At 61.7% G+C, this 21,368-nt stretch carries 23 protein-coding genes and 1 pseudogene; 11 read left to right on the forward strand and 13 right to left on the reverse strand.

From position 1 onward, the window contains the following. Positions 1-615: 615 nt before the first annotated feature. The 5 genes from AC3FMM_RS29430 (at position 616) to AC3FMM_RS29450 (ending at position 6,444) form a co-directional block, all read left to right on the forward strand. Positions 616-1,086, forward strand: a complete 471-nt coding sequence (locus tag AC3FMM_RS29430; RefSeq protein WP_367394840.1) for a toll/interleukin-1 receptor domain-containing protein — start codon at positions 616-618, stop codon at positions 1,084-1,086. Positions 1,087-1,223: 137 nt separating this feature from the next. Continuing rightward, positions 1,224-2,420 carry a tyrosine-type recombinase/integrase gene (locus AC3FMM_RS29435; protein ID WP_488686216.1) on the forward strand — a complete coding sequence of 399 codons (1,197 nt, stop codon included), beginning with the start codon at positions 1,224-1,226 and terminating at the stop codon, positions 2,418-2,420. Further along, positions 2,417-4,057: a hypothetical protein gene (locus tag AC3FMM_RS29440; protein ID WP_488686215.1), complete on the forward strand. Its 1,641-nt coding sequence runs from the start codon at positions 2,417-2,419 to the stop codon at positions 4,055-4,057. The genes AC3FMM_RS29435 and AC3FMM_RS29440 overlap by 4 nt, the downstream gene beginning before the upstream one ends. Positions 4,058-4,061: 4 nt before the next feature. Continuing rightward, a complete protein-coding gene (locus tag AC3FMM_RS29445; protein ID WP_488686214.1) occupies positions 4,062-6,059 on the forward strand; it encodes an integrase in 1,998 nt (665 codons plus the stop codon). Then, the gene (locus AC3FMM_RS29450) at positions 6,016-6,444 is read left to right on the forward strand and encodes a hypothetical protein (protein WP_488686213.1); all 429 of its coding nucleotides are present in this window, start codon (positions 6,016-6,018) and stop codon (positions 6,442-6,444) included. Before AC3FMM_RS29445 ends, AC3FMM_RS29450 begins: the two co-directional genes overlap by 44 nt. On the opposite strand, the gene AC3FMM_RS29455 is transcribed toward AC3FMM_RS29450, so the two are convergent. Beyond that, entirely contained in the window at positions 6,441-7,139 is a 699-nt protein-coding gene (locus AC3FMM_RS29455) for a hypothetical protein (RefSeq protein ID WP_488686212.1), read from the reverse strand. The two genes, AC3FMM_RS29450 and AC3FMM_RS29455, sit on opposite strands and share 4 nt — an antisense overlap. Before the next feature lie 619 nt (positions 7,140-7,758). Here AC3FMM_RS29455 and AC3FMM_RS29460 point away from each other — a divergent pair. Beyond that, positions 7,759-8,832 carry a primase-helicase zinc-binding domain-containing protein gene (locus tag AC3FMM_RS29460; protein ID WP_488687912.1) on the forward strand — a complete coding sequence of 358 codons (1,074 nt, stop codon included), beginning with the start codon at positions 7,759-7,761 and terminating at the stop codon, positions 8,830-8,832. 99 nt (positions 8,833-8,931) lie between these two features. Beyond that, the gene (locus AC3FMM_RS29465) at positions 8,932-9,141 is read left to right on the forward strand and encodes a hypothetical protein (protein WP_488687914.1); all 210 of its coding nucleotides are present in this window, start codon (positions 8,932-8,934) and stop codon (positions 9,139-9,141) included. A 71-nt stretch (positions 9,142-9,212) separates the two neighbouring features. On the opposite strand, the gene AC3FMM_RS29470 is transcribed toward AC3FMM_RS29465, so the two are convergent. The 3 genes from AC3FMM_RS29470 to AC3FMM_RS29480 form a co-directional block, all read right to left on the reverse strand. After that, positions 9,213-9,338: a hypothetical protein gene (locus AC3FMM_RS29470; protein WP_272871751.1), complete on the reverse strand. Its 126-nt coding sequence runs from the start codon at positions 9,336-9,338 to the stop codon at positions 9,213-9,215. Positions 9,339-9,424: 86 nt separating this feature from the next. Further along, a complete protein-coding gene (locus tag AC3FMM_RS29475; RefSeq protein ID WP_488687917.1) occupies positions 9,425-9,883 on the reverse strand; it encodes a hypothetical protein in 459 nt (152 codons plus the stop codon). 11 nt (positions 9,884-9,894) lie between these two features. After that, a complete protein-coding gene (locus tag AC3FMM_RS29480; protein WP_488687919.1) occupies positions 9,895-10,896 on the reverse strand; it encodes a PRTRC system protein D in 1,002 nt (333 codons plus the stop codon). 1,071 nt (positions 10,897-11,967) lie between these two features. Here AC3FMM_RS29480 and AC3FMM_RS29485 point away from each other — a divergent pair. Further along, on the forward strand, positions 11,968-13,098 hold the full coding sequence (locus tag AC3FMM_RS29485; protein WP_488687921.1) for an integrase domain-containing protein: 1,131 nt from the start codon (positions 11,968-11,970) through the stop codon (positions 13,096-13,098). A 5-nt stretch (positions 13,099-13,103) separates the two neighbouring features. Then, positions 13,104-13,754, forward strand: coding sequence for a hypothetical protein (locus AC3FMM_RS29490; RefSeq protein WP_488687923.1), 651 nt, complete (start codon positions 13,104-13,106; stop codon positions 13,752-13,754). Positions 13,755-13,787: 33 nt separating this feature from the next. Here AC3FMM_RS29490 and AC3FMM_RS29495 read toward each other — a convergent pair whose 3' ends face one another. The 9 genes and pseudogenes from AC3FMM_RS29495 to AC3FMM_RS29535 form a co-directional block, all read right to left on the reverse strand. Beyond that, complete coding sequence (locus tag AC3FMM_RS29495; protein WP_488687925.1) at positions 13,788-14,702, reverse strand: DNA/RNA non-specific endonuclease; 915 nt, start codon at positions 14,700-14,702, stop codon at positions 13,788-13,790. Positions 14,703-14,752: 50 nt separating this feature from the next. Then, a complete protein-coding gene (locus AC3FMM_RS29500; RefSeq protein ID WP_488687927.1) occupies positions 14,753-15,343 on the reverse strand; it encodes a hypothetical protein in 591 nt (196 codons plus the stop codon). A 57-nt stretch (positions 15,344-15,400) separates the two neighbouring features. Next, entirely contained in the window at positions 15,401-15,670 is a 270-nt protein-coding gene (locus AC3FMM_RS29505; RefSeq protein WP_488687929.1) for a hypothetical protein, read from the reverse strand. A 215-nt stretch (positions 15,671-15,885) separates the two neighbouring features. Continuing rightward, positions 15,886-16,296: pseudogene (locus tag AC3FMM_RS29510) on the reverse strand (DUF5131 family protein); the annotation flags it as partial. Further along, positions 16,293-16,592 carry a hypothetical protein gene (locus AC3FMM_RS29515; RefSeq protein WP_488687931.1) on the reverse strand — a complete coding sequence of 100 codons (300 nt, stop codon included), beginning with the start codon at positions 16,590-16,592 and terminating at the stop codon, positions 16,293-16,295. The pseudogene AC3FMM_RS29510 and the gene AC3FMM_RS29515, both read right to left, overlap by 4 nt. A gap of 125 nt (positions 16,593-16,717) precedes the next feature. Further along, positions 16,718-17,146, reverse strand: coding sequence for a DNA translocase FtsK (locus tag AC3FMM_RS29520; protein ID WP_488687932.1), 429 nt, complete (start codon positions 17,144-17,146; stop codon positions 16,718-16,720). After that, positions 17,136-18,377, reverse strand: a complete 1,242-nt coding sequence (locus AC3FMM_RS29525) for a DUF1173 family protein (RefSeq protein ID WP_488687934.1) — start codon at positions 18,375-18,377, stop codon at positions 17,136-17,138. The genes AC3FMM_RS29520 and AC3FMM_RS29525 overlap by 11 nt, the downstream gene beginning before the upstream one ends. A 9-nt stretch (positions 18,378-18,386) precedes the next feature. Beyond that, entirely contained in the window at positions 18,387-19,847 is a 1,461-nt protein-coding gene (locus tag AC3FMM_RS29530; protein WP_488687936.1) for a 3'-5' exonuclease, read from the reverse strand. Beyond that, complete coding sequence (locus AC3FMM_RS29535; protein WP_488687938.1) at positions 19,847-20,296, reverse strand: hypothetical protein; 450 nt, start codon at positions 20,294-20,296, stop codon at positions 19,847-19,849. Before AC3FMM_RS29535 ends, AC3FMM_RS29530 begins: the two co-directional genes overlap by 1 nt. Before the next feature lie 162 nt (positions 20,297-20,458). Between AC3FMM_RS29535 and AC3FMM_RS29540 the strand changes: the two genes are divergently transcribed. Both AC3FMM_RS29540 and AC3FMM_RS29545 read left to right on the forward strand, forming a co-directional pair. Next, complete coding sequence (locus AC3FMM_RS29540) at positions 20,459-20,971, forward strand: hypothetical protein (protein ID WP_488687940.1); 513 nt, start codon at positions 20,459-20,461, stop codon at positions 20,969-20,971. Positions 20,972-21,129: 158 nt separating this feature from the next. Next, positions 21,130-21,339, forward strand: coding sequence for a hypothetical protein (locus tag AC3FMM_RS29545; protein WP_488687942.1), 210 nt, complete (start codon positions 21,130-21,132; stop codon positions 21,337-21,339). The last annotated feature ends 29 nt before the right edge of the window (positions 21,340-21,368 follow it).

Here is a 21,368-nt window from a genome sequence, read left to right on the forward strand (position 1 = left end):
CCGTTCTAACCTTGAGTAAGTAATACTTGTAAAGATTAGCCCCGTGTTCGCGCGGGGTTTTTCTTTTTGATCAGTACTTTATGGGCGGTGGTGCGTTGGAAAGATCAGAAGGTGGTTTTGCGGAAGGGCATGAGATTTTCGTCAGGAAGCGAAAGTGTCAACTTCGGCGCCCAGAAGCTAAGATCTCAGGCGGGATCTTCAACCTCCAACGAGGGAAGAACGTGAGCTAGTGCTCACCACTGCTGATACTTGGATAACGACACTCTGCTGTTGTTCAGGTGCAGCTGGGGCTGTGACAGCGATCGCTTCCATTACTGCGCTTATCATTAGAGACATCGCCATCACCACAAGGGAGATTGCACAGCAATGGCACGATGCACAGCACCAGTTCGAGGGCACCACTCGGCGGCCGCGGCAGCAGCCTGTCCGGCATGTAGTTCCCGCTATGGCGGGTACCGCAGCAGCTATGGAGGCGGGTACGGCAGTGGCTATGGCTCGTCCTACGCTTCTGGTGGCGGGAGCAGCTACAGCAGCGGTGGCAGGTCCAGCGGAGGCGGCAGTTCAAGGCCGCGCTGGTCGCGTGCCGGTTCGTCCGTTTCGTACACGCCCGCTCAGGTGGCGTCCCTCACTCCGATTCGCGAGGCTGTTGAAAAAGAAGCGGCGGCGAAGCCGGACCTTCGGGATTGCTTCCTCTGCCACGCTTGGGATGACAGGCAGGGCGCGGCCAAGGAGCTGCACGATTTGCTCGAGGCGGCTGGGGTCAAGGTCTGGTTCAGCGAGAAGGATCTAGGTCTGGGCGTACCGATGATGCGAGCCATCGATAAAGGCTTGGCGGCCTCGAAAATTGGACTCGTCCTGGTGACCCCCGCATTGTTGGCACGCCTTCCGAAAGAGGGCGTCGCCGACAAAGAGCTTTCGACTCTTCTGCAGGGTAACCGTCTCGTGCCCATCGTGCATGGCACTACGTACACTGCGCTCCGCGATGTTAGCCCCATGCTTGCTTCGCGAAGCGGACTTGACACGTCCGAAGACACGATGGCGGTGGTCGCAACCAAAATTGCCGAGCTGGTCGCTATCTGGAGCTGACAGGTGAAGCTTCCGTGGGGGGAAACGCCGGCGAGAGCCGGTTTTTTGCTTCTGGGGCTGCGATCACCGCTTCGTGACATGGAAAAGTCGTAAACATTGTCTACGGTAATTGGGACGCGTCGGCCGAAGGAGCGCCAATGCATGCCCAATTTCATGTGGTGACGGTCCGGCATCCGGACGGCGAGCGCCTGCCGATCCTGCTGGACGCAGACCGGCAACCTATCGGCTGGATCAACGAGTATGCGATTCAGCGACTGCGTTCACGGCTGTCGGCCAACAGTCTGTCAAAATCACTGCAGGTCATCGGGTTGCTGTGGCAGTGGGCGGTCCAGCATGGCATTCCGCTACAGGCCAGACTGATTACCGGCGAGGGACTCTCACCGGACGAAATTGCCAGCCAACTTTACCCCTGGCTAAGACGCGACTTCAAGTCACGAGGGGCGGTACGCCGGCTGGTCGTGGCTCCGACCACCGTAGCGCAGCGTCTTCAAGTCGTCATGCAGTTCATTCGTTGGCATGTGGAAGGCGCCATGGGGCGTCTGCCGATCGGTAGCCGGGAACTGACTGATATCAGACAACGACTGGCGACGATGCAGCACACGATTGCCACGGCCGGGCCAAGGCGCGCCGCGCCAGTGCATCATGCCTCCCCGCTGTCCGAGGAGCGTGTGAACCGTCTGCTGAGCATCTGCCGTCCCGGCAACGACGAAAATCCCTGGAAGGTCCCCTATCAGGACCGCAATTACCTCATCGTCCTGGTGTTGCTGCTGTTGGGTATCAGGCGGGGCGAACTCCTCAAACTGCGCGTTGCTGACTGCGTCCTATCGGGCGCCATTCCGGAGATCAGGGTTGAGCGCTCGCCCGACGACGCTAGGGATCCTCGTCGCAATGAACCCCAGGTGAAGACGGAGTCGCGACAGTTGCCTTGCGATCGGGCGTTAGCTGGACTGTTGAACGCCTATATCTGTCGTACCCGTCGAGCCATACCGGGTTCAGACAAAAGTCCGTTCCTGTTCCTGGGCCGGAATGGGATGCCGATGAGCCTGGCGCGCGTCAACGGATTGCTCACCCAAGTTGGCGCAGCACACGCCGAATTCCGCGATTTGCATCCGCACTGCCTGCGTAGCACGTGCGCAACGAACTTCCGTGCGGAAGCGTTGCGCAACGGGCTGGACGAGGAGCGCGTCGAGAAACACATGATGTACTTCTTCGGTTGGCGCTCGTCAGAGTCTATCCGGCCGTACGTCTGGCATGCGATCCGGCGGGAGTCCTGTGAGCTCAGCCTTGAATACCAGTCCACGGTCTTTAATGCATCGACGTCGGATATCGAATGACGAACGCCGAGATCAATCGCGCAATCATGTCGTTGCTGCGAAAGAACAACCTTCCACCGTTGCCGAGCTACGTCATCGACCGAGATGGTCGTCGTATGGAGATGAGTGGAACGTACTGGAAGTTCAATGTGCCTACCAACAACGTCGCGTTTCACTGGGAGAGGCAGTCGGACGGAAGCGCCGTAGTGGGCTACGCGTTGCGTCGATGGGCATCGATGCTAATGACGCAACAAGCGAGCCGGAGCGTCATGAATGCGTTGACCAAAGTGCTAGGGGCCCTGAGAGGAAGATCATCAGGCATTGGTACGCAGGGGCTATTGCTGTTGGAGCAATGGCGAGCCTTGGCGTCGGAGGAACAGACGGAAGATCTGAAGGATGCGTTGTGCCGGCATGTCGAGGCAGCTGTTTGCGCACTACGGACCAGGAAGGCGATGGACGAGTTCTACCTTCTGCGCAGCTGGTATCGTTGGTCAGCAACAATGCTTGCGAGCCTGGGGTTCGATGAACAGTTCGCGCTTGAACTAGATGAGGTTTCCATACCCGCACGCTCGTCTCTACTTGCGGTGGAGTTGGAAGACGAGGAGCGCGGACCGCTCTGGGACACGGAGGTGGCTGTTCTGCGTGCCGCATTGGTGGGTGATCGCTCCCAAGAGCGCTCGCACGTGATGCAGCGTGCCGCGATTGCATTGAGCTTGGCATATGGTCGGAATCCATCGAACTATTGCCTCCTCAGAGAGGAGGATCTGTCAAATCAGTTGGCCGGGTTCGACGTGCCGCCACAGTGGAGACTGTCCATTCCCCGCATCAAGAAATGGGGGATCGGTGTGCGCCAGCAGTTCGTGCAAGAGCGGGTGAGCAACGATCTGCTGCCGTTGATACATGACCTGCTAGTGGCCAACGGGAGTATCGATTGTGAAGGGTATCCGCGTCCGCTGTTTATGCGCGATAGTGTGGACGAATGGCGGGTCGGTACTGGTGTCGAGGAGTATGCGTACCACATGACAGGAAAGGAATTCCTGAGACTCATACGGGGGTTCGCTACACGAATGGCAATCCAATCGCCGCGCACCGGACGGCAGCTCCGCTTGAGTTCACGCCGCTTGCGGTACACGTTTGCCACGACGATGGTGGAGCTCGGCGCATCCAAGACCATGCTCGCCACGATGTTGGACCATTCCGATACGCAACATGTGCGGGTCTACTACGCTTTGAAGGGAGCCCGTCTGACCCGCATTCTGAACCGCGCCGCTGCACTACGGCTAGGCCCCCTCATGAAGCTGTTCAAAGGGATGCCCATCGGAGTGGACTCCGAAGCGGCGAGGGACGTTTGCCAGGAAAAAAGGGTCCGCTTCGTCGGTGACGTAGACGCTGTGGAGCCGGTTGAGATCGGCGCATGTGGCCAGTCACCTCGCTGCCTGCTGGACCCACCATTCTCTTGCTACGTCTGTCCCAAGTTCCAGCCGTACCTGGAAGCCGACCATCAGGCCGTACTGGATGCGCTGCTCAAAGGGAGGGATGAGCGTCGTGGTCGGCTCGGCATGCGCCTGTCAGTCCAGATGGATGAGGTGATCTACGCAGTAGCGGAGGTTGTACAACTGGTGGCCCACCATGGTAAACGGAACGGCGGGAAGGCGTAAGACGATGGCGGCCGTCGGCCGCCTGGAAGCACCCGCAGGAGATGACTGGATCGAGAATGGAATGCAGCTGATCGGCAAGGCGAAAGCGTTGATGCCGTTCGGTGATGTCGAGTGGGATGCACCGGTCTGGGATGTCTCGGCTGCCTATGAACATCGCACGCGAGGATACAAGGCCAACGCCGGGGGACTGCGACTGCCATTCACCCAGCATAGGCGAACGGCCAAGGGTGTGGGCGAGCCGCTGCCAGAGGCCTTCGCGGATCTCGTCAAGGCTCTTGTATGCGTCCGGCATCAGAAGCGAGGCCAGTCTGTGAGCAGCCACAGCGTGTTCATCCGGGCTACACGCTACGTGTGTGAGGCAATCCGAAGGACTGGGCATCAACTCGGCGAACTGCGCAAGGATGACCTGGACCGGGCGGCGGCCATGGTTATCCAAAGAGAACTGGAGACATCCGCGTACAAGGTCCTTGGTCACATGGAAGAGTTCGCCGATATGCTGGACCGATATCGTCTCAGCCGCGTGAGGCTGGACTGGCGGTGCAGGCGAAAAGCGCGGCCCCGATCACTGACGCCGGACAGGATTGGAGACCGCTCGACAGAGGTATCGGACAGGCTGCCAAAAGAGGAAGCGATCCGGGCGCTTGGATGGCTTTACCAGAAGATCCCGCAAGCCGAACCCACGGATGATGCGGGCACCGGCGACCGCATGCTGGTTCTGATCGCCACGATCATGGCATGCACTGGCCTCAGAGTTGGCGAGATGCTGACGCTGCCGGTGAATCCGATCTCCATTGCGAAGGACGGTAGTCGGAACTTGCGCTATGCAAGGCTGAAAGGTCGAGCTGACGACGTGATGGTCGAATGGCATACGAAGCCATTGCTATCCGAGACGGTGGAATTGGTGGAGGCTGCGCTGGCGGAACTGCAGAAAGCAACGGCTGGGCCGCGGCAGGTCGCCCTGAAAGCCAGTCGCCGCGGGTCGCTGCTGTTACTACGCTCCCTTCCCGAGAGGCTCTACACGTGTGACATACAAACTGCACTTGGGTTGGAGAGTCGAAATATTGCGCAGTTCCTTAGGAGTAGGGAAATTCCATTCGAGATAGAAAACCGGGGGCTACGTGTTGATCGGGAAGCTTTGCTGTGTGGCATCGCCAAAGACCATTGGTTTGGGCCGATGATCCCGGGGCCTGCCGGTCAAGGGCTCAAGCTTCACGAAGCGTTGTGCGTGGCTTACGCGAATCAGTTCCATCGCGGGACGCGGACAACGCTTAAGTATGCCGCTCGACCCGTATCGGACCAGAACGTAACGGACTTCCTGACCGGACGGCCCGCCATTCGGTCGGCGTTCGAGCGATATGGGCTTGCGGGTGAAGACGGCCTGGTACTGCGTTTGCGATCGCATGGACTCCGGCACTTCCTTAACCATCTGCTGGACGAAGGTGGAGCGCCGGATCTCGTGCAAACGAAATGGTTTGGGCGAAAGCATGAGGCGGACACGAGAGCCTATCAACATCTGACGACTGCCCAACGCGCGGCGCAGGTGGTTAAGGAGGTTCTGGAAGACAAGTTGGCGGGAGGCATTGTTGAGGTTGCCAAAGCCCTGCCGCTTGAAGTGGCAAAGACATTCCTGACTGCACGCATCCAGGCAGTCCACGATGTAGGGCCGGGCTTATGCGTCCACGACTTCCAGATGTCCCCCTGCGAGCGCCATCTGCAATGCACGGCGAAATGCGAGGAATATCTGTGGATCAAGGGCGAAGCGGCCAGAGCGCATGAACTGAAAAGACAGGCTGCGGTGGCATACATCAGCCTGCATGCAGTGACGGCACGTGCGAGGTCGCTATCCTTGATGCACTCGGATTGGTACCGGCATCTTGAGACTCGATATGGACAGCTGACGGAGCAGCTTGCAACGATAGGCTTCCATCAAGCTGATCTGGTGCGATACGTAGAGGAGTATGGAAGTGCCGAAAAGCATCCGGGCAAGCGCAAAGATAAATGAGAGTAAGAAGGCGGGCATCATCGCCGAGCTTGAGCGCTGGCAGGGCAGGGAATTGGGTACGCGACTGACCTGGGAGCGTGTCGAAGCGTTCTCCGGATACACCCGCCAGGCGCTGAGCCGTCATCCGGAGATCGTGCACGCATACCAGGAGGCCAAGCGTGCGCTGGCCGACAGCGGCCGAAAATCCAGATCACGCACGCGTCGCGACGAGCTTGCCTATCTCGATCAAACGGTGGAGAGCCTGCGCGCAAAGATACGCTGGTATGAAAACCTTGAAGCGCTGTGGCTACAGCGCTGGCAACGCATTGCCAATCAATGCCTGCAGCGCGGACTCAGTATCGATGATCTGGATCGTCCGCTGGATCCCTTGAACCGGAAAGCCTAGGCGGAATTAGCGGTTGCGGCGACATCAGCGTTCGGTGTCGCGGCCTTGAGAAAGGTGCAGCCGTCCAACGTCGTCTGGGCAACGGCATCGACGTACTTCTCTGCTTGGGCTGCTCGCCTTCGAACCCGCTGTGCCCATTCGTTGGTGGCCTTGCGATAAAAACGCTCGGACTCCTCCTTCCAGTCGCTGCTTCGATCGGACATGACGTAGGCGAGGTAGACGCGGTCAATGGCGAGATCCTCGAAGCGGCGGTGGTGATGCACCTGGTTCCGCTCGCGAAGCTCCTGGTCAAAATCCCTCTCGAACAACTTGAGGAACTGTCCGATATCGATTCGGTGATGTGGTTCAGCCTTCTTCATCGAATTGAGGTATCTCTTGATCCGCTCCTTGAGTTCGTAGAACCGATTGAAGTACATCTCGCACATGTACGTGAGATGTTCGTGCTTGCTCACGGGCAGGCCATGAAAGGGAAACCGGCGGAAATAGTACTCACAGTCCCTTAGGGCTTGAAGGGCTTGCTCGATGCCCAGGTACTGGACAACCAGGTCGCGCTGTTGCTCGATCTCCGGAGCGAAAGCGAATTCCTCTGGATGGATGTCGTCCTTTGGCAGCGGGAAGTCGTCGTCGTAGAGAGTTCGCGCCAAGCGCCCCTTGCGCCAGTCGGACCACCCGGGGTAGGTCTCCAACTGCTTCATCCAGTGGCCGATAGCGCGTTCAACTAGTTCGCGAGGGGACGACGGGGCGATTCCTTTAGGCATGGCAGACACGGGCGACTCCGTTCGCGCGGGGGAACTGCAGCATTCTGCCATTGGAAAATGTGATTTATAGGGCTTCTGAGAACGCTACCTGAAATTGCCGAGCATTCACGCCCAAATGAGCTCGCGAGCGGCGCAAAATAGCATCACCGCAGCGCGAACCGCGCATCGATCCTCGGTCCTAGCCTGGGCCCCCACGATCCTCAATCTTTACGATGGCCGGGTCGCAGCTCTCCCAAAGCGACCATCCACGCCGGTTGGCGGTCAATGTTTACGCCGTTGCATAACAGAACCGTTCCGCCAGCCCGCAGCGCTGGACGGCATTCCCTTTCGGTATGACGGCGCCTGAGGTAGTGCGCCAGGCCGTCAGCTGAAACTCTTCTTCACAACTGCGATCGCTTCGGCGGTCGCAGTTGTCCTCTCCCGGCAGTTCTGCCGGCTTCCTTCCCCACATAGCGCCATGCTGAAAAGACCTTCTGGCCAACGCCGGGATGTCCTTTGAGCACGCGTCTTATCGCCTGTCTCAGGCATCGACCCATCCTCCCAACGGAGCTATCCCATGAAACAACTGAGTGACATTGTGAGAAGCTGGACGCCCGCTCAATGGGAAGGTCTGCTGAAGCGGTATCTGCCGGCGGAAGTCCTGACGGACAGCTTCTGGCAAGGGCGCCCCGGTCGTTGCCCCCTCTGTGGTGGCCATGACCGTTTTACCTTTGACAACAAGCGCGGCCGCGGCGACTGGGTGTGCCGCAAGTGCAATGCGGGCAGTCCGAAGGCCGGCGACGGTTTGGAACTGGTACGCTGCTTCACCGGCCTGACGTACCTGCAGCTGCTGATTGAGCTCAACGGAGACGGAACCATTCCGATTGAACCTGGACCCGGTCGGGCTCCAGCCCCGCGTCGCAAGGTCAACGACCCTGCGGCCAAGATGCGCCGCGTTGTCAAGAAGTGGAGCGCTGCGGCAGAGCTGACGCCTGGTGACCACGCCATGCGGTATCTCGCTGCACGCGTGCCTGGATTGCGTGCGCCGCGTCCCAGCGCGCTGCGCCTTGCGGAGCAGGACTACTGGCATGACGGTCAGATCATCGGTCGTTATCCAACCATCCTTGCGAAGTTCACGCTGCCAGATGGACGCATGGCAACAGTGCACCGTACCTCGTTGGATCCTGCGGTGCCTGCCAAGGCGTTGATTGTCTCGGAGGACGGCGAAATCCTGCCTGCCAAGCGCAATGATGTCTCGGCTCTGCCTCTGTCCGGCGGCGCGGTGCGCCTGATGTCGCCGCGCGCCGGCGAAGTGGGTGTGGCCGAAGGCCTGGAAAGTGCGTATGCAGCCTACATGCTGTTTGGCGTGCCGACCTGGAATTGTCTGAATCGCGTGTTGCTCAGCCAGTTCGAGGTACCTCCGGACATGGGCGTCCACACCGTCCACATCTTCGCGGACTTCGACCAGATCGACCCAGCGACCGGTAAGTCGCCGGGCATGGCCGACGCATTAACACTCCAGAAGCGGTTGCGCGCTGCAGGGCTACGTACCGTGTTGCATCGCCCCAAAATCCGGGGCACCGACTTCTGCGATCAGTGGCGCACCGAATACCAGCTGCGCCTTATGTCTCGCCAGACAGTAGCAGCCTGACCTAACCGCCACCTCTTGGTGGCGCCATTCATTACCTCTGCCCTGTGGGTCCTTCCCACAGGGGAGTACCCCGTGGCAGGCTCTCTCAGGAGATTCGCAATGCCACAGAAAGGATTCACCGCCATCGTCAACAAGCTGCATATCCACGCGATGCGCAGCTCGGCCGCGACAGAAGTCAAGGCCGGCCAGTCGGAAGCGCAATTCTTTGATGTGTACCGCCGAGAGCCGTCGGGAAGCATGACGTTCGTCGACCGGATGCCATCCTTCGATTCGGCCCTTGACTACTGCCTTGCCCCGACGCTTCATTGAAGCGCGCCAACCCTTAAACAAAATGCCCAGCGATCGCTGGGCATTTTTTTTTGTCCGCGTGGAACGGTGAGTCAGCGCCGCTTGCGGGCCTTGACGCCGTTGTAAACAACCAGGAGCGCTTCCAGCACGCACCAGCCGATGAGGACTGTGAACACAAAGCGGTTGATGCCGTGAGTGGTGGACAGGTATTCGAACATGGTCTGGTTCCTACTTGTTGTTGTCGTCAAGACAAGGTTGCCATCGAAAGTGCCCCTGTCAAGCTCCGGTCGGCAAGGGAATTCTACTAGCCGAAGCGCGCCATGGCCTCGTTAAGGGCGCCAAGGTCAAGCCCCGCAAGGGGATCCGCGCCAGTGGTTGGGGCCGGTGACAGCGCGGGCACCGAGGTCGACGCAGGGCTTGGCGCCGCTCGCGGTGGTGGTTCAGCGGAGGGGGAATCGAGGACAGGGGCGCTCAACCTAACCGCCCTGTCGGGCTGCGCCTCCATCAGAGCTACCGGTGCCCGGTCGGGACGTTCCAGCGTCCGGGGGCTGGGCGCTACAGGTGCAACGGTAGGTGTGAGCGCTGCCGATGGCGGGCGCAACAACGCATCCGGTCCAGCGCTCAGCACCAGCTGCAGCCCGCGCTGCGCGAGCAGCTTGAGCATGAATGCCCGCTCCCGGGCGCCGGTGTACTGCTGCAGGTAAGCAAGCAGGTCCGGAGCCGAGTCGGCGGACAGCGTCACGGTCATCTGGAGCTTGTCCATTGCCAGTGTCCTTAGGCCGCCTTGGCGACTTGCCTGGCGGAGCCGATGGAGAAGAAGCCGCGGACGTTGGCGAAGCAGGGGGCGTCCATGATGTGGATCACATTCAGCGGAAACGCCGCGCGGATCGTCGGTGCATAGAGCTGGGCGCCGCCACCAGTCAGGATGATGGCCCGGATGTCCTCGGTGCGACCGACGCGGGCCTGGATTTCCTTGACCGGCTGGTGGGTCACGGCCATCGCCTCGGCGAGGTATGGCGAGACGTCGAGATCCTGCCCGTAGAACACCATCGGCTTGGCGTCGCGGATGGCCTTGTCGATGCGCTCGATGCTGTCGGTCGGTTGTCCACGGTCAGCGGAGATCAGGCTCGCCACCTGCTGGTAGATCCGGGCTGCGCCGCCCGGCGCGCCACCGCTGCGAGTGTCGTCCATGGTGTAGCCGCGCGCCACGACCCAGTCGGTCGTGAAGTAGCCGACATCGATGACCAGATAGGCGTTGTCGGGGTCGTAGTTATTGCCGCTCTGCTGGATGTAGGTGATCAGCGTGCCCAGCGGCTGCGGTAACGGCAGCACGCTGTTGATCTGAACGTTCCCCCAACCAAAATTGTGGCTTCCGGTGAAGCGGTCCTTGAGGAATGCGGCGTACTTGTGGGTATTGTGTACCGGCAGACCGAGCACCAGGCGATCCACTTCGGAGGCGTTGGCGTAATGCAGCGAGCCGGCGAGCAGGGCAGCATAGTTGGGTGTCGTGACATAGTCTTCGGACAGCGAGCGGCCGGTATTGACGTGGGCGGCGCTTAACGAAACATCGGGGCCGACCTCATACCGCGCGCCGTCGATTTCGACGTTCACGACGTTACGTGCGCGGAACATGCCGCCGGCGTGCGCAGTAAGTGAGGAAGTGGCAGCAACCGGCGCCAGAGAGGGGAACATGTTGGTCGCGATTTCCGAGCCGAGGGGGAAGGCGGACTTGGTGTTGCCGTAGCCAACGTCGATAGCGACGGTTGAGATCTTCATTTGGTTTTCTCCTGGAGGAAATCAGTGATGGATGGCTGCGATGTGCTCCGAGTCCCGAAAGTCCCAGTAAGTGGCACTTGCTACCTCGATCTGGGAAATACCCTGACTTGGGCACCTCAAGTGCCATTCACGGCCAGCAGTTTGGGCGGCTCATCTGGCACTTGCTAGGACTTGATCGGTTCAGCTTCGAGCAAGTAGGACTCCGTGGCACATCGACATTGCTCACTCTACCCTCGGCAAATCAAAGTCAAGTCGCCAAAATCTCGCGAATTTGCCCGCTCAAACATTGCAAGGGGTCAGGGCGCTGGTTTATCCTTCGAGGACCTACCGCGTCCCCGACGCATCGACCCAGCCGCCAGCTGCGCGGCAAACCGCTATCCCCGGCCTTGGTACCCAAGGCTCTGAGGTGATACCTGTCCAGGCCGCAGAATGAAGCGGCATTTTTTTCAATTGGCTCAAGTAAATACTGGCCAACACTGAGGACACCGGACACCGCGATACCAATTGGCTTTGCGGGTGGTTTGGGAGAATTGGTCGCACTGAGGACATGTGTAAAGCGGACACTCCGGACACATTTGGCCCTCTATCCCCTCTACACGCCCAGCAGCTATCAGCGGGGTAAGCGAACACTGGAACCCGATACACCGCGGTTCAGATGTCGCTACCTGACGGGCGGGACGTCGATTGCAGCGAGCAATCGGACGATCTGGAACCATGACGAACGGTGTGCGCGACCGTAGACGAACAGCGCAACAAGAGTTACGCGGGCGGCGTAGTGCGGAGAATGCTCCGGACTGCGTTCATGCCGGGGTGCGATTCCCCTGGCAACCGGGTAGCCCGGTGGGGACTCTCAGCGTGAAGCGCTGGGGAAGGACCTGCCGGGACAGTCATGCACGTTTCTTCCGCGTGAGGGCTGACCAGCCAATGGATCGCTAAAGGTCGGGAAGGCAGGACCATCGCCGATGGCTAAACGGCAAAGCAAGGCGACAACGCAACAGCGAAAAGTGGGCTACGGGGAGCACACCGCTGCGTGCGACGCCAGTCGTGGTGACAAACCGTGGGAAAAAGGAAATGCGACAGGCAGCGGTATTCGACATACGCGGTCTGCTGAATCGGTACGGCTTGCCGACCAGGATGAAGGCCGAACTGGAGCAGGTCTTGGTCGATAACCTGAAGAGGATTCTCAGTCAGACGCGGGTCAGCCTGAAAAGCGCGTCGATCAAGACGCAGGAGCGGCGCATGTACACCGTGTGTCGCTCCCTGGTCGAGCTGCGTGAGCTCGGGTTCATGATCGAAAGCCCGTATTCGCTCCGACACAAGCACATTCAGGCCCTGGTGGATAAGTGGGTGTCTGGTGCACAGACCGCTGGAACGATCGAAAACAAGCTTAGCCATCTGAAGGCATTCTGCCAGTGGATCGGAAAGCATCACCTTGTTCGGCCGTTGGGCGAGTACACGGACCGGGCCGCAAACGGCCTGATGCGGTCGTATGTCACCACGCAGGACAAGTCCTGGGAGGGGAATGGCGTCGATCCGGCCGAGTTGATCGCTCGGATCGCCGAAGAGCATCCGCGCGTGGCCGTGCAATTGAAGCTTCAGGCGGCGTTTGGGCTGCGCATCGAAGAGAGCTTCTCGCTCAAGATTCTCACCGCGCTCAAGAACGTGGATACGCTGCGCGTGGTCGATGGCACCAAAGGTGGACGAAAGCGTGACGTGCCGGTACGGATGCAGTTGGATGTCCTCGAGGAAGCCGCGCGCCTGGTTGATCCCGTTAGCGGGTCTACGACTCCATCGACGTACTCGCTAGCGCGCTGGCGCAGCCACTACAACTCGGTGATGCGCAAGTATGGCATCTGCAAGAGTGGGCTCGGTGTGACAAGTCACGGGCTTCGCCACGGGTGGATGCAGACGCTATACGAGGAAATGACCGGCGTGCCGGCACCTGTCAGGGGCGGCGAGGAGCCGGATCTTGAAACCTATCGTCAAGCGATTCAGGAGGTTGTCCTGGCCGCGGGGCACAGTAAGCCATCCAAGAGCGGGGCTTACCTTTCCACACCGAGCGCGATGGCTCGTATGGAAAAGCCTGTGGTAAGCCGGGAGCGCGCGATGGAAGTGCTTGGGGCGCTGGCAGGGAACAAGGCGCAAGCCGCGCGCGAGTTGGGCATCTCACGCCAACGCTTGTATCGACTACTTGAAGGATGATGGAGATGGACGCAAAAGCGTTTGACGACCGGATTTATTCGATGGCCGAGGTGGCGACAATTATGGCGTACGGGATGTCCCCAGAGGCCCTCAGCAGCTGGCCTTGGGTTGACTTGCCCGATTATGTGGTTGCCGAAGCCAGGGATCGGGTAGCGTTACCTGATTCGGGGCCGTTTGAACAGGAGGAGCTGGAAAGCGTGCTGCGCCGACGGCGCGGCCTGCGCATGGAGTGGGGCGTTGTGGTGGCCGAGGTGGTAGCTTCGCTCGAGTCGGAAGGCTCCTCAGTAGTAGAGGTCGCTGCATATTTGAATGAGGACCCATACCTTGAGTTGCCGCACCTTGGATGCGGAGCGCAGTCTGCAGGTATTTATTTGAGCGATTTGGTCTGCGCGGCCCTGGAAGGGAACCCCGATCGAGCGATCTTCGATGCCGGCCTTTCATGGGCGGATAATGATGAAACCGGGCAAGCCTTCTCCATGATCGGGTTCAGCGAGCCAGGCGAAGAGATCAATTTCTCGGAGTTGGGTCGCCGCTTGGGCGGCTGGCTCTTGCGAAGCAATGTGCCCGCGTTGCTGGCTGCCTGTCGGCAACGTGAATTTCTCGCTTCCTTGGACGATGATCTCAGCCTTCCGATTACACGCACGGTCGTTTGTTGAAGGCCCCGAGGCGGCCGGTGCAAAGATCGATGGTTATCGTGCGTAGGCCGCAGCCAGTGCCACCATGGTGCTCGCCGCCCTGGCAAGCCTCTGCAGTGGCTCTGCCGCTGGCACAGAAGTGGTCGCCTCGGCGCTGGCCAACCACGCGAAAGATACCTTCCTTGCCGCGCGCTCGCCGGGGTGCGGGGTGGGCGGCGGCAAGTCCAACGGGTTCATGCGCATCGCTTCCGGCAGCGACGGAAACGGATCCACGCCAACAAAGTGAGCCAGCTCGCCGATGCTCACGACGCTGTAGGCAGGCGTCGCGTCGTTCCGTGCGATGTAGGCTGCAGCGCCTATCCCGGGCACATAGATGGCCTTCCAGACGAAGTCGGGGACCCGGATGCGGCCGCGCAGCATGCCGGCGTCCCGAATGAATGCCGGCCCGGTGACGACGTAGGCGGCGCCGACCTTGCGCACCAGGCGCCGGGTTGAAGTCTCGAGGTGGCTCCATGTCCGGCGGTTGGAGAACGGGTGCTGCGGGATGATGTTTGCGAGGCTGAAGCTCTCTGCCTGGGATTCCTTGTCGCCAAAATCGCCGCTGGGCGCGAGGTGGCCCCGGTCGAAACCGGCGCCGCGCCCGTAGTCGTTCAGACTGGCCCGTTCGTTGCGGGGAAGCCTCGGCTCCTCGTAGAAGTCGCTGTCGCGCGGCAGTTCACGGGCCGCGTCCACTGCCGCCCGGGTCAGATGCTCTGCCGACCAGACGGCCGTGCGCGTCCGCGCCGAATGCAGGACCGCATAGGCGCGAAAGCAGAGGAGACGGTTGTCGGCACTCCTGCTGATCGCAGGTGGTCGGCCATCGGCGAAGACCTGCGGGCATGCGGAAGGTGATGGCTCTCTGGCATTTCCCTCCGCGGTGGAGAAGCACAGGACGAGAGCCAGGGCGGAAGCGGCTAGGGTGCGCAGCATGGAATGTTCGGGAGCAGTAGAGATTCCAGCTTGCCGCAACGAGCCGGAAGTCAAGGTTCGGCGCTATCCGGCAGGCTGTCCACGGCGCGCGCGACAAATTCCTCCAGGATGGGGAAGGGCCATGGATCGTCTTCTTTGGCTTCCTCGGCAATCGCGGCGGCCAGTGCCGGAACGTGGTCGAATCTGACCATGGGCGCGCCATCTATATAGATAACCTTGGAGCGGCGCACGAGCTTGCGGTACCGGCCGGCATCTTCCAGCACCGTTTCGGGCGGGGAGACGTGCTTGAAATCGACGCCTGGCCGTGCCAGCGCCGCGGCCATGGCCGCGAACTTCGGCCCGTTCGACGTCCAGTCCCCCGTGGTGGAGGCGAGCAGGTTCAGGAAATAGGGGATATCTGAGGCGGTCAGTTCCCGCCGGGCAAGCATGGAGATGGTTTGCGCATCGGCAGGCCGGTGCTCCACACGGGTGTTCCAGATGGCGCGCAATTGCGCGAAAGCCGCGTCGCTGTCGGTGGATTCGAGGCGGAGGGGCGGCGTTGAGACGCCGCACTCCTCGCAGACGATGACGGCCTGGAGGCGGCCGGCGATGAATAGGGCGGCGCCATCGCAGTGGGCGCAGTTCAGCAGGCCGGTTGGCATGGCGGGATCCGGGGTGGAAAAGCCCGAATTATGCCCTGTGCCGCCAGCCGGCCGTCATCAAAGCTCGTCAGGCTGCTCGAATACCGGCTCGTTGATGGCCAGGTAGCGCGCGGAGGTGGTGAGCAGGCCGCGGCGGGCCGTGCCCTGGAAGCCCTGAAGCATTTCGCTGTGCTCGCGAAGGGCGCGGCCGATTTGCCAGAATTCGTTGAGCCAGTGACCCGGCTCGCCCATAGGCCCTCCCATTCTGCCGGTGGCGATCGCGCCCCGGATCGCAAGGACGGTCTCCGGCTCGGGGTACTCGGATGGGTCGTTGTCAAAATGCTGCATTGCTTCCTTGGTTGAGTGCAATATAAATAGGCGGCCGCGTCAGGCGGTCTCCTTGTAAAGGACCTGCCGACAGGCTTTTGCGATATCGGCGCTGCTGATCGGGAAATCATCGTGCTGCACGCCGTCGAGTAGACGGCCGGCTTGACGCTTTCCCGCGCGGTGGACCATCGACCAGCCATCAGCGCTGGAGGCGCCGGCCGGATAACCGGCGGCGGTGAATCCAGTGCTTCCTCGAGCCGACGCGTAGCGTGACCGATGCGCTTCGTGACAACCAGCTTGTCGAGGTTCGAAGTCTGGCGCCAGACTTCGAGCACGTCGACGAACCATTCCAGCGGCACGGCGTTGTCGAACACGTCGGCCAGGCTCGCGCAGAAGACGCGTTGCCGGCGGCCATGAACGGCCGCAAACGCTGCATGACGAGCATCCCATAGCAGTGGCTTGCGCCAGTTGGCTGCCGATGTGCGCCGGCGCGGCGCGCCAGCGCCCCAGTTGATGGCCGTGCCTCCGGCAAACCGGGCATTGCGCGCCTCGGCATAGCAGTGGTCGCAGCCCGGGCTGACCTTCTGGCAGCCTTCCCACGGATTCCAGGTGTGGTCTGCCCACTCGATGCGGGTGTTATCGCTCATGCGGGAACATCCTCGAACATGTCGATGGTACGTGTGTCGCGGTCCGGTGGGCATTCCGCCGCGCGCAGCAGCAGGCCAATGGAAGCCGACCCGTCGCCACCGTACGGGGTATCGGACTCGGTCCAGCCATCCTTGAGGTCGGCAGGCGTGCGCACGCGACCGACCAGGTCATAGCGTGGCTCGGCGCAATCGCCCTCGATGTCGCGACGGTCGCGCCTGGCGACGGCCAGCGCCGCTTCGGCGTCGTCCGCCTGAATGACGGCGCGGTAAACGAGTTCTACGTTGAAGAGGGGCATTATCGAATCTCCTCGCCTCGCGACGCCTTCCTGCAGGCGCTCGCGCTTGGGTTGCTTGAACTGGATGCGATCCAGCGTAGCGCGCACACAGGCAAGTCAAGGAATGGGATGCCCGGTCGCCATTCCTAACCCCCGGCCGCACTCGGCCTGAAGCACACGACCGGAAACTCAAACAGCGTCGCGCATGCGCATGTCTCGCCGCAACGGGCGGAGACCGTGGTCTCTTTCGCAAGCCCGTGTTGGATCGCGGCCGCGCGCAGCTGTTCTGCGTCAACACGATCCGTGGTGAGCGCGCTCAACACCTCCCGAGTGAAGCTGGTAAGGCGCGCAAGTTCCTCGCCAATGGGGCCGTGGATGTAGAGGTACAGGCCATTCTGCATCTTGCGCACTACCATCGTCTCGGCAGCCATCCGTTCCAGCAGTGCTTCAGCAGAACGCCAGCCGATCCGCAGATGGCGCTGGATGAGCGCGGTCGACGCCGCGCGGTGCTGGTGGACCAGCTCGACGGCCTGGTGGAACAGGTCGTCGGTGAGCGCTGCGTCATCAGCCTCCATGCGCCACCTCCGATCGCCGTGCCGCCCGCGGCGGGAGCTGGACCGAGTCCAGGGCCTGGGTGGGCGCGTCCCACTCGACCACGGTCACGCCGGCAGCGCGGTAGTGCTCGCGCTTGGATGCCATCCGTGCGTCGTATTCGGGGTTCCCAGTGAGCCCAAGAACCTCGACGATGACCTCCGCTGTCGTGTCGGTCAGCACAAAATCCGGGTGGACTGGTGCATTGCCGATATGGCGCAGCGGCTTTCGGAAAGCGCGGCGCAGCGCGACCAGGTGGTCCGCCATGGCGACTTCATAAGTGGAGTCGCAGGGCAGGAATTGCGCGTTCGTCAGCATCGCCGCACCATCCACGATCGTCAGGTAGTTCCTGTCTGCCGGCTTCTCGACCAGCAGCATAGCCACACACCGCTGATTCGGCTGGCCGGCACCGGCCAGCGCCGGGCCATAGGAGCGCTGCAGGCGCTCGTATAGGGCGCCGCTCATGAAGCACCGCAACTGCGTTTGCCGGAGGACGAACTTTGCCCCAAATTGCGATGGCTCATGCGCCGCAACCTCAGCGATCAGCAGGCCCCGCGGGCTGCCCGCTGCAGTGGGCGTGAGCCTTGCCAGCCAGGCATCCTGCTCTGCCAGGATCTCGGCTTTGCGCGAGGGGTCCCATCTCTCCACGATATGGAGCGTCTTGTCGGCGGGCCGGTTGTTGATGCGGCAGTCCGCCAGCTCGGCGCTCAGCTGGGACCAGCAAGCGCTCCAGCCCCGTCCGCCGGATCCGGTCCAGAGGTTCAGGCCTGCCTGTTCCCACGCGAATTCGAGGAAGGCGAGCAGGCCCGCGGTGCGGCGCTGCGGCTTCTTCGATTCGCCTTCGGGGTTGGATTTCACCGGCCTTGCCGGCGTGCGGCTGCTGATCTTGAGACTCGCGTCAAGCCGGATATCCAGCGCGCCGTTGCGGAAGCGGAAGGGGTCCAGTTCGGTGCCGGTGCCACCCTTGCCGGTATTGCGGCGTTGGAAGGGGCAGCAGTCGCCGTGCAGTTGCGCCTGCTCGGGCCAGCGGGCGAGCAGGAAGATCTCTCGATGGCGGCGGATGACCAGCTTGGGGCGCGGCCGCGCGGCTGTGCAACCGCATTCGGCAAAGCCTTGTGTCGTCTTTGCGCGCTCCAACACGCGGGAATGCCGACCTGGGTTTTCCAGCACATCGTCAAGGGGCAACTCGCTGTTGCCAACACGAACGGTGACCATGGGCTTCTCCTAAACTCCGGCGTCACGGAACATCGTGTACAGATCGCGGCGAATTTCGCTGATGTCGAGCAGGACCTTGGCCCGGGTCATCGCGACATACAGCAGTCGCATTTCCTCCGGCGACATGGATAGGTCGCCTTCGTCGTTGGTCTTGAACTTGAAGTCGCCTGCAAGGTGAACCCGATCCCACTCGAGGCCCTTGGCCCGGTGCACGGTGCTGACGATGTAGTCGGCCTCGGCTTCGGGCGACACGCGAGAGAGGATCAGGCGCAGGTAATCGACTCCCTCGTTGTCGATCAGCTTCACCAGTGGCTGCAGGTCCCGGCCGGCAAACGACTCGGCATACTCCTGAACCTCCTCCCAGGTTTCGAACAGCGCCAGGGAGGCGGGATAGCCGATGCGCTGGCCGCGCATCAGCAGCTCGGCACCGTCGGCGAACGCCTTCAGTTCGTCGACATTGGCGCGCACGGCCACTTTGTCGCCGCGGGCAATGCCTTGAGCAAGGTGGGTCAGCACGGTGGCATTCTTGCGGCACAGGATGGCGTCGAAGCGATCGTGCCCCGGCGTGGAGTCGTGCAGGATGCGCGACTCGATGTGGTCCTGGCCACGAACGGGCACGTCCTCTTCCATCAGGCTGAGTACCCGGCTCGCCAGCTGGGCGATGGCCGGCCCGAACCGGAACGATTCGGTGAGCGAACGCTCGGGCGCTCGAATGTGGTCCATCGCATTGACCGCGCCGCGCCATTCGTAGATCTGCTGGTACGGATCGCCGACATAAACCACCTGCGCCTGCTGGGCGCGCAACACCGTCAGCATCAGGCCGTCGGCGTCCTGGGCTTCGTCGAACAGGATGAAATCGGCGCCAATCGTCGGGCGGCTTCGCTCCCAAAGCTTCACGTAGACGTCATGGGTGATGGCCGACGGTGCCGCGGGGTCACAGTATTCCTGCCACAGCCGTCGGACATGCGGAAGCAGGGATTCGCGCAGGTGTTCGGCTTCCTCTTCCCGGATGATTGGCTCCACGGGGATATGCCAGGCGAGCGGCTCGCCTTGCGCGGAGCGGCAGAAGCGCGCTGCGCCGTCCATCACCATCCGTGCGACCTTGCTGGCGCTCAGTTCCAGGTCCTTGCCGATGGTGGTGGGCAGGCGAACCGGCCCCAGGCGGTAGCGCAGGGCCAGTTGATGGGGCGGCTCGACCGGATTCTTCAGTTTGCGGGTGATTTCGGGCCGGGTTGCACCGTAGGCAATCGAATGGACGGTGCGGCAGCGGGTATTGGACGGAAACTTGCTGGCGGCTTCCGTCGCAATGTCCTTGTTGAAGGCGAGGTAAAGCCCGCGGGCGCGGCCGCGGGCATCCGCCGCCAGCCTGAGCGTGGAGGTCTTGCCCGCGCCGGCGTATGCCTTGACCTTGAGGTGATCGCCGCTTCTGACAGCGGCGACGACGGCGCTTTGCTCGTCGGTAGGCGTCATCACGACACCTCCAGTGCCGTCTGACTGCCCAGCGACGCGCAGACCCGTTGGCGGATGGCAGCGTGGGCTGCATTGGCCTGCGCCACGCGGCGTGCTTGGTCGCCGCTCAACTCGTCCACGATATAGCTGACGGTTATCGCGTTGGTCGGGCCCGTCCACGTCAGCCACTTTGTGCGGATCTGGGCCTTGATGGCTTCTGGCAACGAGAAGAAGCGGGCACGGGCCTTGCGCCATACGCGCGCCTGGAACGCTCGCTGGCCGGCTTCAAACCGATCCGCGTTGCGCTGCCGCCGCAGGACCTCTTCGTCGAAGGTGTGCTGCTCGCCCGCGACGTGGTCGGCGAAGAGCGGGTAGCGGTCGCGTTCGCGCTGCTGCTTGCGAGCGAAGGCGGCCTGCCGGCGGGTGTTGAAGTCGATGGGGGTGTATCGTTCGAAGCGAGTGAACCGCATGGCTGCAAGGTATCGAGAGGTCTTCAGACCAGGATACCGGCGCCGATGCGAAGTCAAGGCAGCCGGCCGGCGAGGTTCGCCAACCGCCTATTTTCCCGGCCCAGCCTGCGGTAGTTGTCGGTGAAAACTATAGAATTGACCCCCTCTTTCACGGAAATCGTCATGGCGTCCCCCACCAACAGCTTTCGCGAAGTGTCACTCGGCACCCGGCCTGCGGGCGAACGCGAGTTCATCCCGCCGGGGGATCCGCAATACGGGGAGATTGCGCGCCTGGACGCCTTCACGTTCAAGCGCTATCTGGATCGGGTGTTCTGGCATCCGCGGCCGGAGGTCGTTCGCTTCGAAGTCAGGGCGATGCCATCGTCGACAGGCAGTGTCTATGACGTCGTCGCACTCGTTGCGACGGGGGAGGGCGAAGACTGGTTCTCCGAAGATGCGGTGCCGCAGCGCTGGGACTACGTGGCGATCAGCGAAACCAGCCACGGGCTCTCCAAGTTACAGGCCGCCCGACTGAAGCAAGAGGGCAAGCTGCCCGAAGACTACACGCCGTTCGGCGATGACGGTCCGATCCTGGACCACTCGAACCTGGAGAATCCGGAAGAGGTGGACCTGCGCCGCTGGGACGTGATCAACCGCCTGCGAGAAGCGAGCCGGCGGCGACGCGCTGCAGGTTGATCGCGCGGGGGGCCTTGTCCACCGGCGTCAATTCGCTGTAATATCCGCTCGATTCTCCGCGCTTTCAGCGCATCGACCCTGCCGGCGTACCGGCCATCTGCTTTTCCATCCATTGGGGCTTTTCCCAATGGGGAAGGCTCCATTTCCGGAGCCTTTCCATGCCTATCTCCTCCCGTACCAGCACGCTGGCCGTCCTTGCGACGGTTCTGAACCTGTTCGCGGCGCTGTACTTCGTTGTGACCACCGGTGACGATCGCCTTGCAGCCATGCAATTGCACATCGTTGCGGAAATCGAGTTTCTGGTTCTGATCAGCTGGCTTCTCGCGAAGTTGCTGAGTCTGGACCCGAAGCCTGCCACTGCCGGCTGACCTTTTCGGGTCACCTGCCACCTCCTACC

Source organism: Cupriavidus sp. 207A1 (assembly GCF_057798955.1).

What these genes read in the sequence shown, in the direction of transcription:
- AC3FMM_RS29435 (WP_488686216.1), top strand. Translation starts at nt 1,224, where the DNA reads ATGCATGCCCAATTTCATGTGGTGACGGTCCGGCATCCGGACGGCGAG.
- AC3FMM_RS29440 (WP_488686215.1), top strand. Translation starts at nt 2,417, where the DNA reads ATGACGAACGCCGAGATCAATCGCGCAATCATGTCGTTGCTGCGAAAG.
- AC3FMM_RS29445 (WP_488686214.1), top strand. Translation starts at nt 4,062, where the DNA reads ATGGCGGCCGTCGGCCGCCTGGAAGCACCCGCAGGAGATGACTGGATC.
- AC3FMM_RS29450 (WP_488686213.1), top strand. Translation starts at nt 6,016, where the DNA reads ATGGAAGTGCCGAAAAGCATCCGGGCAAGCGCAAAGATAAATGAGAGT.
- AC3FMM_RS29455 (WP_488686212.1), bottom strand. Translation starts at nt 7,139, where the DNA reads ATGAAGCAGTTGGAGACCTACCCCGGGTGGTCCGACTGGCGCAAGGGG.
- AC3FMM_RS29460 (WP_488687912.1), top strand. Translation starts at nt 7,759, where the DNA reads ATGAAACAACTGAGTGACATTGTGAGAAGCTGGACGCCCGCTCAATGG.
- AC3FMM_RS29465 (WP_488687914.1), top strand. Translation starts at nt 8,932, where the DNA reads ATGCCACAGAAAGGATTCACCGCCATCGTCAACAAGCTGCATATCCAC.
- AC3FMM_RS29470 (WP_272871751.1), bottom strand. Translation starts at nt 9,338, where the DNA reads ATGTTCGAATACCTGTCCACCACTCACGGCATCAACCGCTTTGTGTTC.
- AC3FMM_RS29475 (WP_488687917.1), bottom strand. Translation starts at nt 9,883, where the DNA reads ATGGACAAGCTCCAGATGACCGTGACGCTGTCCGCCGACTCGGCTCCG.
- AC3FMM_RS29480 (WP_488687919.1), bottom strand. Translation starts at nt 10,896, where the DNA reads ATGAAGATCTCAACCGTCGCTATCGACGTTGGCTACGGCAACACCAAG.
- AC3FMM_RS29485 (WP_488687921.1), top strand. Translation starts at nt 11,968, where the DNA reads ATGCGACAGGCAGCGGTATTCGACATACGCGGTCTGCTGAATCGGTAC.
- AC3FMM_RS29490 (WP_488687923.1), top strand. Translation starts at nt 13,104, where the DNA reads ATGGACGCAAAAGCGTTTGACGACCGGATTTATTCGATGGCCGAGGTG.
- AC3FMM_RS29495 (WP_488687925.1), bottom strand. Translation starts at nt 14,702, where the DNA reads ATGCTGCGCACCCTAGCCGCTTCCGCCCTGGCTCTCGTCCTGTGCTTC.
- AC3FMM_RS29500 (WP_488687927.1), bottom strand. Translation starts at nt 15,343, where the DNA reads ATGCCAACCGGCCTGCTGAACTGCGCCCACTGCGATGGCGCCGCCCTA.
- AC3FMM_RS29505 (WP_488687929.1), bottom strand. Translation starts at nt 15,670, where the DNA reads ATGCAGCATTTTGACAACGACCCATCCGAGTACCCCGAGCCGGAGACC.
- AC3FMM_RS29515 (WP_488687931.1), bottom strand. Translation starts at nt 16,592, where the DNA reads ATGCCCCTCTTCAACGTAGAACTCGTTTACCGCGCCGTCATTCAGGCG.
- AC3FMM_RS29520 (WP_488687932.1), bottom strand. Translation starts at nt 17,146, where the DNA reads ATGGAGGCTGATGACGCAGCGCTCACCGACGACCTGTTCCACCAGGCC.
- AC3FMM_RS29525 (WP_488687934.1), bottom strand. Translation starts at nt 18,377, where the DNA reads ATGGTCACCGTTCGTGTTGGCAACAGCGAGTTGCCCCTTGACGATGTG.
- AC3FMM_RS29530 (WP_488687936.1), bottom strand. Translation starts at nt 19,847, where the DNA reads ATGACGCCTACCGACGAGCAAAGCGCCGTCGTCGCCGCTGTCAGAAGC.
- AC3FMM_RS29535 (WP_488687938.1), bottom strand. Translation starts at nt 20,296, where the DNA reads ATGCGGTTCACTCGCTTCGAACGATACACCCCCATCGACTTCAACACC.
- AC3FMM_RS29540 (WP_488687940.1), top strand. Translation starts at nt 20,459, where the DNA reads ATGGCGTCCCCCACCAACAGCTTTCGCGAAGTGTCACTCGGCACCCGG.
- AC3FMM_RS29545 (WP_488687942.1), top strand. Translation starts at nt 21,130, where the DNA reads ATGCCTATCTCCTCCCGTACCAGCACGCTGGCCGTCCTTGCGACGGTT.